The organism is Ruegeria meonggei (assembly GCF_900172215.1).
In the GTDB taxonomy this organism is placed as follows: domain Bacteria; phylum Pseudomonadota; class Alphaproteobacteria; order Rhodobacterales; family Rhodobacteraceae; genus Ruegeria; species Ruegeria meonggei.
The window spans coordinates 443418-457499 of record NZ_FWFP01000001.1; the positions used below are offsets into that span (position 1 = coordinate 443418).

Genomic DNA, 14082 nt, shown 5'->3' on the forward strand with positions numbered 1-14082 from the left:
ATCGGCAAGAGACTTACAGCGCCGCTTTGAACAGCGCCGTCAGGTTGTCCGCGGTCAACTCAATCGGGTTGCCGCCGCAAGAGGGGTCGATGATCGCGCCCTTGACCAGTTCGGGGATTGCAGCCTCAGCCACTTTCATATCCGAAAGCTTGCGGGGGATGCCCAGCGAGTCATTGAGCTCCTGCACAAATGCGCGGAAGCCGTCGAACCCTCCGCCGATGCCCAGATAGGCTGAGGCTTGCTGAAACCGGTCGGCAATAACAGGGGCGTTGAACTCCAACACAGTGGGCATGCAGACCGCGTTGGTGGTGCCGTGATGGGTGTTGAACACCGCGCCGATCGGGTGGCTCATCGCATGAATCGCGCCGAGGCCCTTTTGAAAGGCCGTGGCCCCCATCGCTGCCGCGCTCATCATCTGGGCACGGGCTTCGATATCAGTGCCATCGGCATAGGCGCGCGGCAGGTAGTCCTTAACCAGCCGCATCCCCTCGAGTGCGATACCCTGGCTCATCGGATGGTAATGCGGGCTGGAATACGCCTCAACACAATGGGCAAAGGCATCCAGTCCGGTTCCTGCGGTTATGAATTTGGGCATACCAACGGTCAGTTCCGGATCGCAGATTACCACGGCAGGCAGAACTTTGGGATGAAAGATGATCTTCTTGGCATGCGTCTGAGAATTAGTGATCACACTGGCCCGACCGACCTCGGACCCGGTGCCGGCGGTGGTGGGCACGGCAATGATCGGTGCGATGACATCAGCATCTGCGCGGGTCCACCAATCTCCGATATCCTCAAAATCCCAGACCGGGCGCGTCTGACCAGCCATGAAGGCGACCATCTTGCCCAGATCCAGCCCCGAGCCGCCACCAAACGCAATCACCCCGTCATGGCCGCCCGCGTTATAGGCGGTGACACCTGCATCCAGGTTCTTTTCATTGGGGTTCGGGTCCACATCGGCAAACAACCCACGCCCCAGACCGGCAGCGTCCATGATATCCAGCGTCGCCGTGGTGATCGGCAGATCTGCCAGCCCCTTGTCGGTCACCAACAGAGGTTTCTTTATCCCGGCCGCCGCGCAGGCCTCGGGCAATTCGCTGATGCGACCGGGGCCGAATTTGATTGTGGTCGGATAGGACCAGTTTCCAACAAGTGCCATGTCAGATTTCCTTTGTTTTAGAGCCTGCCCCGGCGAGGGGGCCTGTCCGTGGCAGGCAGATCGCCCTTAGCCGGTAACCTTTTTCAGGTGATAGGATTTAGGACGGGTCAGGTTGTGATAGCCGATGACGGACAAACCGCCACCGCGTCCGGTATTCTTGCAGCCGGTCCAGCACAGGCCCGGATCCAGATAATCGGCGCGGTTCATGAAAACAGTGCCGGTCTCGATCGCGTCACCTATTTGTGCCGCGCGGTCCACGTCTTGGGTCCAGAGGCTGGCAGTCAGGCCAAACTCGCTGTCATTCATCAGCGCGATTGCCTCTTCGTCCGAGGACACTTTCATGATGCCGACAACAGGGCCGAAACTCTCATCCCGCATCACTCGCATGTTGTGGGTCACATTGGTCAGAATTTGGGGTGTCAGATAGGCACCGCCATCATCCTCGGCAAAGGTCTCGATATGCGCCACCGCGCCAGCGGCGACAGCTTCGGAAATCTGTGCACGCACCTCATCGGCAAAGCGTACGTTGGCCATCGGTCCGATGGTCGTCTCGCTGTCCAGTGGATTACCCAGCTTATAACCGTTCACGATCTCAACTGCCTTGCCGACGAAATCATCGTACAGGCTTTCATGCACATAAATCCGTTCGATTCCACAACAACACTGCCCAGAATTGAACATCGCGCCGTCAATCAAAGTATCGACAGCAGCATCCAGATCAGCGTCTTCCAGGACATAACCAGGGTCTTTGCCGCCCAGCTCGGTTCCTACGCCTGTAAAGGTGCCCGCCGCTGCCCGCTCCATCGCCTGACCACCGCCGACCGAGCCGGTAAAGTTCACAAAATCAAACGCATTGCCTGCGATCAGATCGTTGGTCACCTCATGGCTCAGGAACATGTTTTGGAACACCTCCTCGGGCACACCCGCCGCGTGAAATGCCTGCGCCATCCGCTCGCCGACCAACAACGTCTGGGTCGCATGTTTCAACACGACCGAATTGCCCGCAATCAGTGCGGGTGCAACGGTATTGACTGCCGTCATATAAGGGTAGTTCCAGGGTGCCACCACAAACACGACCCCATGCGGAATGCGTTTGATATAGCGCTTGAATGTCTCATCTTCGCCCACTGCAATATCCGCCAAAGATGCCTCTGCGATCTCTGCCATATGGCTCGCACGTTCATTGAACCCACCAAACTCACCGCCATAGCGCACCGGGCGTCCCATCATATGGGCCAGTTCAGGCACGATCTCATCGTTCATCGCGCCCACGGCGGCTACGCCCGCCATGACCAGATCAATCCGTTCCTGCAAAGGTCGCGCGGCCCATTCCACTTGCGCCGCTCGCGCCCGCCCAACGCTTTCGAACGCTGCGTCCTTGGACATCACGTCCCGTTCTGCAAATACCGATCCATCAATCGGCGAGACACATCGCAACATCTGCCCCATAATCACCCCATCTGTTCAAAGCAGGATCCCTGCTTCATCTGGCTAAAAATATCCCGGGGAGCGCGAGGGGCTGGCCTCTCGCTTCCGCCACTCACGCCCGTTCAAACCCACGAGCAATTTCCCAATCGGTCACCACACGCTCGAACTCTTCGATCTCAACCTCGGCTGCCCGGGCATAGTGATCAACCACCTCATCGCCCATGGCCGCGCGCAGCATTGCCGAGCCATACAGCGCATCGCGGGCCGCGCGCAGGTTGCCCGGAATCATCCCGGTCTCGCCCTGATAGACATCGCCTGTGGTGGGCGGCTGCAGCTCTAACCCTTCTTCGATACCCGCAATCCCCGCGGCCAGCATGCCCGCCATCGCCAGATAGGGATTCATGTCAGACCCGGGTATGCGGCATTCCACGCGAACCGACTTGGTCCCGTCCCCACATAAACGGAATCCCGCTGTCCGGTTATCCACCGACCAGATGATCCGCGTCGGCGCAAAGGTGCCCTTCATAAAGCGTTTGTAGCTGTTGATGTAGGGCGCCATGAAAAAGGTGTAATCAGCGGCGTATTTCAACAAACCCGCCATATAACTTTTCATCAGCGCCGACATGCCCAGCGCATCCGCCTCGTCAAAGAACGCAGGTCGCCCGTCAGCCCACAAAGACTGATGCACATGGGACGAACTCCCCACCTTGTCATGATGCCATTTCGGCAGGAACGTGGCCGCATGACCATGCTGCCAGGCGATCTCTTTCACTGCGTTCTTGGCAATCGAGTGGTACTCTGCCGTGTCCATCGCCGGCGCGTATTTGATATTCAGCTCTTCCTGCCCGGCTTCGGCCTCACCCTTGGAGTTTTCGACCGGCAGGCCCGCATTCCACAGATGATTGCGGATCGGACGCATCACATGCTCTTCCTTGGTGGTCTGCAGGATGTGGTAGTCCTCGTTATAGCCCGAGATTGGTTCCAGATTGCGAAACCCTTCTTTGCGAATCTGGTCAAAGCTCTTCTCGAACAGAAAGAACTCTAATTCCGTCGCGCACATGGCGTCATAACCCATGGCCTTCAACCGGTTGACCTGTTTCTTCAGGATCGAACGCGGCGCATGCGGCACTTCCTCATGTGTGTGGTGGTCCAGTACATCGCACATCACCATCGCCGTGCCGTCCAACCAGGGCACCGGGCGCAGCGTGCTCAGATCCGGCTTCATGACATAATCGCCATAGCCCCTCTCCCAGCTGGTCGAGGCGTAGCCGTCCGGCGTGGCCATCTCTAGGTCGGTGGCCAGAAGGTAGTTACAGCAATGGGTTTCTTCCCAGGCGCCCGCCACGAAATGACCGGCGTGAAAGCGCTTGCCCATCAAACGCCCCTGCATGTCGACCATGCATACCAGCACGGTATCGATATCGCCGGCAGAAACCTGCGCCTTCAGATCGTCGAGAGTCATATTAGCCTCATTCCCAATTCATCAGGGCAGGCGCAGCCGCCTGCCCCGTTTTCACCTTAACCGTAGCGATACGGCCGTCCGGCCTTTTGCATTTCAGCGTTGTAGCGTTTGAAGATATCGACAACCTTCGCCTTGGTCTCGGACTCGGCCGCGATTTCATCCCAGAACTTCACCGCAGCGTTTTCAACCTGCGCCCATTCTTCGTCGGGAATGGTGGTCAACTCCATCTTGGTGCCCTGCACACGCAGATTGGCTTCGCCGCCCCAGTACCACCACTGACGATAGTAATGCGACTGGTCACAGCAGGCGCGGAACAGAGTTTGCAGATCTTCCGGCAACTCGTTCCAGCGGTCCATATTGGCAAAGAAGTGACCCGCCCATGCGCCTGACACATTGTTGGTCAGGAAATAGTTGGTCACGTCCGCCCAGCCCACCGTATAGTCCTCGGTGATGCCCGACCATGCGATACCGTCCAGCTCGCCGGTTTGTACTGCGACCTCGATATCTTCCCATGGCAGGGTCACCGGAACCACGCCAAACTGGCTGAGGAACCGGCCCGCGGTTGGGAAAGTGAAGATGCGCTTGCCCTTCAGATCCGCAAGCGAGTTGATCGGGTCCTTGGTGGCAAAGTGACACGGATCCCAGGCCCCGGCGCTGATATGTTTGACGCCGACCTTGGAATATTCCTCATCCCAGATCTCGTTCAGGCCCCACTGGTTGAACAGCACCGGCACGTCCAGTGAATAGCGGGACGCAAACGGGAAATAGCCGCCAAACACGGTCACTTCGGTGGGTGACGCCATCGAGTCGTCATCGGATTGCACCGCGTCGATCGTGCCTTTCTGCATGGCGCGGAACAGCTCTCCGGTCGGGACCAGCTGATCGGCATAGAACAGCTCGATCTGCATTCGGTCACCGGCGATCTTGTTGAACATCTCAATCGCGGGATCGATCACATGGGCCGCCAGTGCCGAGCCGGCATAGGTCTGCATCCGCCATGTGATCGTGCTTTGCGCCAATGCGGGCGTGGCCAGAGGTGCAGCGGCAACGCCTACCCCGGCTGTTTTCAAAAACTTACGTCTTGTCGTCATGTCAATTTCCTCTCCGTTGAAGTTTGCGTGCCCTCACTTTGGGCATTCTCTTTAGTTTCCATAAACATAACCGGGCAGCCAAAGGGCGATCTCTGGGAAAACCATGATGATTATAAGAGCCAGAACCATCACACAGACAAACGGACCAATCGAGCCATAGATGTCTTTCAAGGTGATCTCTGGCGGGGCCATCGCGCGCATCAGGAACAGGTTATAGCCGAAGGGCGGTGTCATGTATGCGATCTGCGTGGTGATCGTATACAGCACCCCGTACCAAATCAGGTCGAACCCCAACGCTCCGACCAAGGGCACGTAAAGCGGGGCTACAATGACCAGCATGGCCGTGTCGTCCAGGAAAGTCCCCATGACGATAAAGCTGAGCTGCATCAGGATCAGGATCATCCAGGGCGACAGGCCCAACTGATCGGTAAACAGGTTGTCGATGGCCTTCACGGCGCCCAACCCGTCGAACACGGCACCAAATCCCAGCGCGGCCAGAATGATCCACATGAACATGCAGGAAATTGCCAGCGTCTGTTTGGTACAGTCTTCGAATATTTTCCAAGACATACGGCGCTTGATCACAGAAACCAGCAGCGCCGTCAGCGCCCCGATTGCCGAGCTTTCCACCAGCGAGGTCCAGCCATTTACAAAAGGCACCATCATGGCCGCAAAGATAATCAGCGGCAGCGCCCCTGCACCCAACAGCCGGAGCTTCTCGGACCAGGGCACCTCATGTGCGTCTTCCATTGCCGGGCCAAGCTCGGGCTGAATGCGACAGCGAATCCAGATGTACAGGACGAACAGGCCAGCCATCAGCAATCCCGGCAGGATCCCCGCCAACCACAGCTGTCCGACGGGTTGCCGTGCGATCATCGCATACAGCACCAGAACCACCGAAGGCGGCACAAGAATCCCCAGACTGGACCCCGCCTGAATGACCCCGGTCACCATCGTTTTGTCATAGCCCCGTCGCAGCAGTTCCGGCAGCGCAATGGTGGCCCCGATCGCCATGCCAGCCACGCTAAGTCCGTTCATGGCCGACACCAGCACCATCAGGCCGATGGTGCCTATGGCCAGGCCTCCGTTCACCGGCCCCATCCAGACATGGAACATCCGGTAAAGGTCATCGGCCAGGCGACTTTCGCTGAGGACATAGCCCATGAAGATGAACATCGGCAGCGTCAGAAGCGGATACCATTTCATCAGTTTCATTGCGGCTGAAAACGTGATGTCCTGCCCACCGGTACCCCACAGTGCTAACGCAGCGATGGTTGCCACAGCCCCAATCGCACCAAAGACACGCTGTCCGGTGAACAGCATCAGCATCATCAGCGCGAACATGAAGATGGCGATATATTCCTGGCTCATGCCCGCTGTGCCCCAATTTCCTGCCCGTTGATCCGGGCTATGTCTTTGAAAAACTCTGATATGGCCTGCAACAGCATCAGGAAAAAGCCGAACACCATGATGGCTTTAACCGGCCAGATGTAAGGACGCCACGCAGTGGATGAGCGTTCGAGGCGTCCGATTTCCTCACTGCCTGTCAGCAGGCCGGTAAAGTAGGACACCGGCGCATCACCCCAATAACCCAGGCTATAAGCAGTTGATCCCAACCCGCCATAGAACAGCACACCCAGATAGAGGATCAGCAGAAGAACGGTGAACGCATCGAACCAGGCTTTCCTCTGCGGGCTCCAGTTGTGATAGAACAAGTCCATCCGCACGTTCGAGCCCAGCTGGATCGAGTACGGCCCGCCGATAATGTAATAGGTAACCATCGCAAACTGCGCCATTTCCAGCGTCCAGAGTGACGGCAGGAAAAACGTCTTCGAGATCGAGGACCACAGTAGGATTGCCATCATCACGAACAGCCCCCACATCATCACGCGCCCGATCCGGTAATTGATTGCGTCGACGATCCGCACATATGATGCCATCGCCCTGATCACAGTGTTTTCCTTTCCTGAAACCCGGCCAGCGTTTCGGTGATCCAGGGCACCAGATAGGAGGCCATCGCGGCTTGTTGATCCGATGTTTGGATCAGATCGTTGCGAATTTCGATCATGACGTTCAACAACCCATTCGGCAGCGCCTGTGCGTCCAGCGTATGGGCCACGCCGTCGGCGGCTGAATACGGCTGGTTCAGCCGGGTCACAAACGGTGGGTCAGACGGCAACGTGGTCATCATTGCCTGCGCAAACCGGTCATCGCGGCCATGTAAAAGGCCCAACTCAACCGATCGCGGCTTGCCATGATAGACCGGCGTAAAACTGTGGATCGTCACCATCAGATCAAGCGAGCTGCGGCTCTGCTTGATCTGATCGGACAATTCGCGGCTGAAGACGGTGTAGATATTGTCGATCCGACTCTGACGCTCTTCCGGCGACATCGCCACGTTGGCCGGGATGTCGAAATCTTCGCTTTTGGTCGGCATCGCGCCTGCGGCCTCGGGCGGGCGATTACAGTCATAAACCAGCCGCGACACACCACCATAAACCAGGGACGCCGACATCTGTGCAGTCATTTGCTGTGCTACCGCCAACGCGCCCGGGTCCCAGGCGATGTGGCTGTCCAATGCCTCGGCCGACAATCCCATGTCCCCGAGAGACGCGGGCACGCGTTTGGACGCATGTTCGCAGACCAGCAACGCCAAGGGCGCGCCACTCGCCGTATCCGTATGAACAACCGTTCCAAAGTCCAAAGTGATGCCCTGCGATTCCTAGAAAGAGGTTTGTGGAAAAAATTCCACACACTGCATTCACCTGTCAATAATTTTCCTGTATAATTTTTAACAGACCCAATCGCGCTGGAAAATTATTAACAAAGCGCCAAAAACAAGTGCAGGAGGACCCTTCGGTGCGGGTAACGGACAGGCTGACGGCTCATCGCGACAAAATGACCCCATCTGAACGGCAACTGCTGGGTGTCCTGCTGGATGATTACCCCATGGCGGGCCTTGGCAGCATTACCGAGCTTGCCGGTACAGCATCAGTTTCGACAACAACTGTGGCCCGGATGCTGCAAAAAACCGGCTTCGACGGCTATCCGCAGTTTCAGGCTGCCCTGCGGGGCGAGGTCAAAGAGATGATCTCGGGTCCCGAGGCCAAGCGTGACCTGTGGCAGAACGACCTTCCCGAAGAACACATCCTGAACCGGTATTCCCAGCAGACACTGGCCAATCAGAAACGCACGATTGATGAGGTTGATCCGACGGAATTTGACAGCCTTTGCAACCTGTTATGTGACCCCAACCGGCGTATTTTCATCACCGGAGGCCGGATCACCGGCACACTGGCCCAATATCTTTACCTGCACCTGCAAATGATCCGCCCGGATGTTCGGCTGCTGCCTTTTGCGGCGTCCTGGACCCATGACCTGCTGGATGTGCGCAAGGATGACGTGCTGATTGCACTGGATGTGCGGCGCTATGAAAACTCGACCCTGCTGATCGGCCAGCTCTGCCATGAACGCGAGGCCGAGATCGTGTTGTTCACCGATCAGTGGCGCTCGCCCATCCACCGGCTGGCCAAACACACCTTTGCCGCGCGCATCGCGGTTCCATCCGCCTGGGATTCGATGGCGGCCCTTTTGACACTGATGGAATGCATCATCGCCGAAGTTCAGGAACGGCTTTGGGATTCGGTCAAAGAGCGCACCGATGAACTGGAACAGGCCTTCGATCGCACCAAACTGTTTCGGAAATTCGGCCAAAGCTCGGGCTCTTAACGGCTTTTTCCTATCAAAACCTACAACTGCCCGTGAGGAGTGTTGCCAGCGCCCAGGCGTAGGGTCACTTTGGTGTCATGACGTTTGTGACCGAAAACCAACTGCCGCTGCTGATCCTGTTCTTTCTGATCGGGGCGTTTGGCACTGCCTTTCTGTTTCGCAAACCGGCGGGTCACCGGGCGTGGAAACTGGCCGACCTGGTCTGGGTCGTGCTGGGCGGGATCGGTGCGCTGGTAGCGGTTCTGGCCGGACTTTATACCTCGGACAGTTCGCGACTAGACCGGCAGATCGACGTGGCCTATGCCGCAACGCTGGCCTTTGACCGCGACGCCGCGCGATTCCGGCTGCGGTTTTGCGATCCGGCTTTTGACCCCGACACCGCCGTGCTGTGCGAAAAGGTTGAGTTCCTGTCGGCCTCGACCGCCAGCAATGCCGACCTGCCTTTGTTCATCGCCGTAACCGATGAGGTCGCTCCACTGCAGGGGCTGCATTTTCTGTTCGGTCAACAGGCAAAGGAAGAAAAGGACGATATGCGGGCCATGGCCGCCAAGGCGCAGGCCTTTGATATCGATCAGTTTCTGGTCTTTACGACATTGGACGACGAAACCCAGGCCGCCATCGACAACATGCGCCGCAAAGTCCCCGCAATTGCCGGAGATTACCTAATTCTCGCCCAAAGCTATGATGATTTGGTCGATCAGGTCGGCAAACTAAAAGACGAGTGGGAATACCTTCAGGACAACGCGCATATTCTGGTGCTGCAGATCATCGCCTTGTGTCTGGTCAGCTTTGCCGCCCCTTTCCGGCTGGGTAAATCCGTGGTCGAGCTGCGCACAACCCTTACCGCCGGTACGCCCGCGCCAGCCGCTCTGGATCGGCCCCCAGAAAGTACCGCGTCAGAGTCCACAGATTCCGAACCCCACGTCGCACCCAACCCACCCTCTCATAGCGGTCCGCACTCGTAACCGCGCGCGTGTTCAGCAGCGTGATGGCAGGCAAAGCGCGTACAAGGGCCACATCTTCCATCAACGGCTGATCCGGATAACCGCCGGCCTTCAGATAGGTTTGGCGCGGGACCAGAAGGCCCTGATCGCCATAAGGCAGCCCGAACACCCGGCTGCGCAGATTGGCCCAGCCCGCGACCCAGGTTGGCCCAAACCCGTGTGCACGGAATGCCAGCCGAAAAGTGGCCGGTTTGCCAATGGGCAGATGATCTGACACCACCTTGCTCCACCCGTCCTGCAGAACCGTGTCAGCGTGCAGGATCAACAGCCAGTCCGCTTTGGCAGCCTCACATCCGCGCTGCAATTGCCCCCCGCGCGAAGCGGGGCCTGTCACGATCTCGGCCCCGGCCTCATCAGCGATTTGAGCGGTCAGATCTGTCGATCCACCGTCACTTATGATCAATTCGCGGATCAGGCCGGAATGCAGCCCCTCCATCAGTGCATGCAGGCTCGCCGGCAGGACGTCTTCTGCATTCAGGGTCGGGATTACGATGCTGATCGGTGCAGGCACGTCGGATACCCTCTGGTCATGGCGGCGGGAACTCCTATATCACGGGTCCAACAGAAAAGACGAGGACCACCCCATGCCCAATCGCCGCATCCTACGTCTGAGTGGACCGGAGACCGACAGCTTCCTGCAGGGGTTGGTGACCAACGATATTGGCAAACTGGACACCGGGCTGGTCTATGCCGCCATTCTGACCCCTCAGGGCAAGTATCTGGCGGATTTCTTTTTGAAACGCGATGGTGACGCCGTTTTACTGGATGTCGCCGAAGACTTGGCAGACGGGTTGGCCAAACGGCTGAACATGTACAAGCTGCGCGCGGCTGTTACGATCGAAGAAAGCGGTCTGAACCTGCAACGCGGCACCGGCCCCGCACCCGAAGGCGCCCTGCCCGATCCGCGCCACCAGGATATGGGGTGGCGGGCTTACTCTACCGCGACACAGGGCGATGACGGGACCGATTGGGATGCAATCCGCGTTAAGCACTGCATCCCGGAAACCGGTATCGAGCTGACCACCGACAGCTACATCCTTGAGTCGGGGTTTGAGTTGCTCAATGGCCTTGATTTCAAAAAAGGCTGCTATGTCGGTCAGGAGGTCACCGCGCGGATGAAGCACAAGACCGAGCTGCGCAAAGGTCTGCGCAGCGTTCAGGTTGCAGGCGCGGCCCCGGTCGGAACCGAGATCATTGCAGGCGGCAAAGCTGCGGGCACGTTGTTTACCCAGTCGAACGGCTTGGGGATTGCCTATCTGCGTTTGGACCGCGCCAAAGGGGATATGCAGGCCGCTGAGGCCACAGTGACCCTGCAGACCTGAGTTGTTGCCGAACCGACGCGGCTGATCGCCCCCATCATATTGTAACATTTGAAGATGCACCCGGTCGCTGCCACACTGGCCGCACCTCAAGGAACCGGGTGGATATATGCTTAAGCTCTACAAAGCGATCTGGCGCGCCAGTGCCGGGCGACAGATCATCCTGATTATCCTGTCGATTGCCATCGCAGGGCTGGCGGCGGTCCCGCTGGAGTTTCAGCGCGATATCATTAACCACCTCACCTCGGGCGATGCGGGTACCGAGCGGCTGATCCTGCTGGGTGCAGGAATGCTGGCCGTCATCCTTCTGAGCCTCGCGCTGAAATGGGTGCTGGGCTTCCGGGCGGGCACACTGGGCGAGGACATGATCCGGCTGATCCGGCAACGCCTGCTGGTACGCTCAGCGGATTTGGGCGAAACGGGGGAAACGGTGCGCAAGGGCACGATGACCACCGCCATCTCGGCCGAGGCGGAAGAGCTGGGCAAATTCGCCGGGGGTGCTTTTTCGGATCCGGTGGTGCAGATTGGCACGCTGATCAGTGTGATCGGTTATATCTCATCGACCCAGCCTGGGCTGGGCCTGATCGCCTTTTCCATGATCGTTCCGCAAATCATCATCGTGCTGATGTCGCAGCGCAAAGTAAATGTCTTTGTGGCCGAGCGTGTTCGCATTCTGCGCAGCGCCACCGACAGGCTGACGGCCGAGGATATCAATGCCGTGGCGCGCGATATCGAAACTCAGTTTGATGAGATATTTGAGACCCGCCGCCGGATGTTTCTGTGGAAACTGTCCGCCAAGTTCACGCTGAGTGTGATCAACGGCGCGGGTACAGTCGGCATTCTGATGCTGGGCGGCTGGCTGGTCCTGCAGGGCAGAACCGATGTCGGCACCGTGGTGGCCGCCACTAGCGGTCTCAGCCGTATCCAGGGGCCCACGGCCTTTTTGATCGCCTTCTATCGACAGGTCAGTGCCAACCGCATCAAATACGAACTGATGTTGGAACTGTTCGGTCCCAACCCCGAGCGCTATCGCCGCATCAACAGCCTAAAATGAAAAACCGCACGGGCTGACCGCGCGGTTTGCCAAATGAGTCCCGAAGCGCAGGATCAGGCGCGTTCGGAGTAATCCATGGTTTCGGTATTCACGACGATCATCTCATCCTGACCAACAAACGGCGGCACCATGACCTTGACGCCATTGTCCAGAACCGCCGGTTTGAACGAGTTCGCAGCGGTCTGACCTTTGACCACTGGCTCTGTCTCGACGATCTTGCAGGTCACTTTCTGGGGTAACGTGGCGTTAAGCGCTTCGCTTTCATAGAACTCAACCAGGATGGTCATGCCGTCCTGCAGAAACGGTCGGCGCTCTCCAAGCAGGTCTGCGGGCAGTTCGATCTGCTCATAGGTCTCGGTATCCATGAACACCAACATGCCGTCAGATTCGTACAGGAACTGCTGATCTTTCTGCTCAAGGCGCACACGTTCGACCTTGTCCGCGGACCGGAATCGCTCGTTCAGCTTAGAACCGTTGCGCAGATTGCGCAGTTCAACCTGCGCAAAAGCACCGCCTTTACCGGGCTTTACGTGATCCACCTTAACAGCCGCCCACAGCCCGCTATTATGTTCAAGCACATTGCCGGGGCGAATTTCGTTCCCATTTATCTTGGGCATGACATAAATCCTTCACAAACGGTTGATGCATCAGTTCCCGCCCCTATATCTGGCGGGACCATACCTGACAAGACAACGACACCTAGTGCTGCACGCGCAGCGAGCTATGCGACTGACGCAACGTAGCTATGCATTTAAAGTGTATCCGAATCGCGTTCAATAGGTCATAAGAACCGTCACGCCGAAAATGCAAGAGCAAGAACAACAAGGAAGACGAGATGAGAGATTTCGTTGACGGCACTGCCTTTAACAACGAGCAAGGCAATCGTGCACGCAAACTATTCGCAGCCGTTGTCTTGGCTGCACTTGATGATGCTATCGCCGATGACAAAAAATACGGCAATGGTCCCGAACAAATCGCCCGCTGGGCCCGCTCGCGCGATGGTCGCGAGGTGCTGTCCTGTGCTGGCATCGACCCCAACGAACGGGTTGTCGGCGGACTGATGGAGTTCGTTGGCCGTGGCGTGCGCACCTCGGTTGCGCTGTCGCGTGAAGAAAGCGAGCGCCGCAATGCCGCTCAGCAGGCTGAAGCCGCCTGATCCACGGCGATTTCTGAAAGAAAAAGCGCGCACCCTAACCCGGGGCGCGTTTTTCTTTTGGACCTCTCAAAAGAACAAGAACCACTGGCGCGCAACCCAAAGCTCTGCCGCCAGAAGCGCGGCAAAGAACAATTTGCCGGACACTGACAGCCCCCGCTGCCACAGCACCGCAAATGCGCCCGCGCAAACCGCAAGCGATACCGGAGCGACCCAAAGTGCATGATGCGCACTGTCCCAATAGCTGACAGGGCTGTGAAAAACCCAATCCGTGATCGGCCAGAACTGCGGACGCCCGTCGCCAGCATGCAGCAGAAAATCCATAGCCAGATGCAGCAATCCTGCTGACGCCGCCACTGTCAGCACCTGCCATCCGCGCCAGACCCCTACGACCAATGCCACCCCCCAAAGGATGATCGAGTTGTCGATGGCAAAGACCGTCTGCCAGGCTTCCGAGAAATAGAGTTGGTTAAACACAACCTGCGCCGGAATCCCCAACACATAAAGCGATACGCCCGCCAGCACATAAAGCGACAGGTCAGGTAACAACGACCCCAGCACCGCCGCCCACAGGATGCGCCCTCGTGCCGGACGCGCAAACGCGGCAGCCCCAAGCAAAAGATGGGCAGGTGTGTTCATCGGGGGCTTTTCCTTTTGCCTCAAATCAGGTCATCTGCGCCCTA

At 57.9% G+C, this 14082-nt stretch carries 14 protein-coding genes; 4 read left to right on the forward strand and 10 right to left on the reverse strand.

Annotated features, from left to right (window positions below; genetic code table 11):
• Nucleotides 1–13: 13 nt before the first annotated feature.
• From RUM8411_RS02215 to RUM8411_RS02245, 7 genes are all read right to left on the reverse strand, one after another.
• Nucleotides 14–1159, reverse strand: coding sequence for an iron-containing alcohol dehydrogenase (locus tag RUM8411_RS02215; RefSeq protein ID WP_085820979.1), 1146 nt, complete (start codon nucleotides 1157–1159; stop codon nucleotides 14–16).
• A gap of 66 nt (nucleotides 1160–1225) precedes the next feature.
• Complete coding sequence (locus RUM8411_RS02220; protein ID WP_085820980.1) at nucleotides 1226–2608, reverse strand: aldehyde dehydrogenase family protein; 1383 nt, start codon at nucleotides 2606–2608, stop codon at nucleotides 1226–1228.
• Nucleotides 2609–2699: 91 nt separating this feature from the next.
• Nucleotides 2700–4049, reverse strand: coding sequence for a glutamine synthetase family protein (locus RUM8411_RS02225; RefSeq protein WP_085820981.1), 1350 nt, complete (start codon nucleotides 4047–4049; stop codon nucleotides 2700–2702).
• A gap of 56 nt (nucleotides 4050–4105) precedes the next feature.
• The gene (locus RUM8411_RS02230; protein WP_085820982.1) at nucleotides 4106–5140 is read right to left on the reverse strand and encodes a TRAP transporter substrate-binding protein; all 1035 of its coding nucleotides are present in this window, start codon (nucleotides 5138–5140) and stop codon (nucleotides 4106–4108) included.
• Nucleotides 5141–5191: 51 nt separating this feature from the next.
• Nucleotides 5192–6511, reverse strand: coding sequence for a TRAP transporter large permease (locus tag RUM8411_RS02235; protein WP_085820983.1), 1320 nt, complete (start codon nucleotides 6509–6511; stop codon nucleotides 5192–5194).
• Nucleotides 6508–7092 carry a TRAP transporter small permease subunit gene (locus tag RUM8411_RS02240; protein WP_085820984.1) on the reverse strand — a complete coding sequence of 195 codons (585 nt, stop codon included), beginning with the start codon at nucleotides 7090–7092 and terminating at the stop codon, nucleotides 6508–6510. Before RUM8411_RS02240 ends, RUM8411_RS02235 begins: the two co-directional genes overlap by 4 nt.
• Nucleotides 7089–7844 (reverse strand): N-formylglutamate amidohydrolase, encoded by a 756-nt coding sequence (locus RUM8411_RS02245; RefSeq protein WP_234995110.1) that lies wholly within the window; start codon nucleotides 7842–7844, stop codon nucleotides 7089–7091. Before RUM8411_RS02245 ends, RUM8411_RS02240 begins: the two co-directional genes overlap by 4 nt.
• A gap of 155 nt (nucleotides 7845–7999) precedes the next feature.
• On the opposite strand from RUM8411_RS02245, the gene RUM8411_RS02250 reads away from it, so the two are divergent.
• The gene (locus RUM8411_RS02250; RefSeq protein ID WP_085821100.1) at nucleotides 8000–8869 is read left to right on the forward strand and encodes a MurR/RpiR family transcriptional regulator; all 870 of its coding nucleotides are present in this window, start codon (nucleotides 8000–8002) and stop codon (nucleotides 8867–8869) included.
• 840 nt (nucleotides 8870–9709) lie between these two features.
• Here RUM8411_RS02250 and RUM8411_RS02260 read toward each other — a convergent pair.
• A complete protein-coding gene (locus RUM8411_RS02260; protein ID WP_085820986.1) occupies nucleotides 9710–10384 on the reverse strand; it encodes a TIGR04283 family arsenosugar biosynthesis glycosyltransferase in 675 nt (224 codons plus the stop codon).
• Between the two features lie 73 nt (nucleotides 10385–10457).
• Between RUM8411_RS02260 and ygfZ the strand changes: the two genes are divergently transcribed.
• Nucleotides 10458–11195, forward strand: coding sequence for a CAF17-like 4Fe-4S cluster assembly/insertion protein YgfZ (ygfZ, locus tag RUM8411_RS02265; protein WP_085821101.1), 738 nt, complete (start codon nucleotides 10458–10460; stop codon nucleotides 11193–11195).
• A 106-nt stretch (nucleotides 11196–11301) separates the two neighbouring features.
• The gene (locus RUM8411_RS02270) at nucleotides 11302–12246 is read left to right on the forward strand and encodes an ABC transporter transmembrane domain-containing protein (protein WP_085820987.1); all 945 of its coding nucleotides are present in this window, start codon (nucleotides 11302–11304) and stop codon (nucleotides 12244–12246) included.
• A gap of 53 nt (nucleotides 12247–12299) precedes the next feature.
• Here the strand turns inward: RUM8411_RS02270 and efp are convergent, their stop codons facing one another.
• A complete protein-coding gene (efp, locus tag RUM8411_RS02275) occupies nucleotides 12300–12863 on the reverse strand; it encodes an elongation factor P (RefSeq protein ID WP_085820988.1) in 564 nt (187 codons plus the stop codon).
• Between the two features lie 218 nt (nucleotides 12864–13081).
• On the opposite strand from efp, the gene RUM8411_RS02280 reads away from it, so the two are divergent.
• A complete protein-coding gene (locus RUM8411_RS02280; protein WP_008757056.1) occupies nucleotides 13082–13402 on the forward strand; it encodes a DUF6280 family protein in 321 nt (106 codons plus the stop codon).
• A gap of 66 nt (nucleotides 13403–13468) precedes the next feature.
• On the opposite strand, the gene RUM8411_RS02285 is transcribed toward RUM8411_RS02280, so the two are convergent.
• A complete protein-coding gene (locus tag RUM8411_RS02285) occupies nucleotides 13469–14038 on the reverse strand; it encodes a cobalamin biosynthesis protein CobQ (RefSeq protein WP_085820989.1) in 570 nt (189 codons plus the stop codon).
• Between the last annotated feature and the right edge of the window lie 44 nt (nucleotides 14039–14082).

Bases quoted from the DNA above. Each gene is read 5' to 3' on its own strand.
- RUM8411_RS02235 (WP_085820983.1), bottom strand. From the start codon at position 6,511: ATGAGCCAGGAATATATCGCCATCTTCATGTTCGCGCTGATGATGCTG.
- RUM8411_RS02285 (WP_085820989.1), bottom strand. From the start codon at position 14,038: ATGAACACACCTGCCCATCTTTTGCTTGGGGCTGCCGCGTTTGCGCGT.
- RUM8411_RS02280 (WP_008757056.1), top strand. From the start codon at position 13,082: ATGAGAGATTTCGTTGACGGCACTGCCTTTAACAACGAGCAAGGCAAT.
- RUM8411_RS02225 (WP_085820981.1), bottom strand. From the start codon at position 4,049: ATGACTCTCGACGATCTGAAGGCGCAGGTTTCTGCCGGCGATATCGAT.
- ygfZ (WP_085821101.1), top strand. From the start codon at position 10,458: ATGCCCAATCGCCGCATCCTACGTCTGAGTGGACCGGAGACCGACAGC.
- RUM8411_RS02220 (WP_085820980.1), bottom strand. From the start codon at position 2,608: ATGGGGCAGATGTTGCGATGTGTCTCGCCGATTGATGGATCGGTATTT.
- efp (WP_085820988.1), bottom strand. From the start codon at position 12,863: ATGCCCAAGATAAATGGGAACGAAATTCGCCCCGGCAATGTGCTTGAA.
- RUM8411_RS02230 (WP_085820982.1), bottom strand. From the start codon at position 5,140: ATGACGACAAGACGTAAGTTTTTGAAAACAGCCGGGGTAGGCGTTGCC.
- RUM8411_RS02270 (WP_085820987.1), top strand. From the start codon at position 11,302: ATGCTTAAGCTCTACAAAGCGATCTGGCGCGCCAGTGCCGGGCGACAG.
- RUM8411_RS02215 (WP_085820979.1), bottom strand. From the start codon at position 1,159: ATGGCACTTGTTGGAAACTGGTCCTATCCGACCACAATCAAATTCGGC.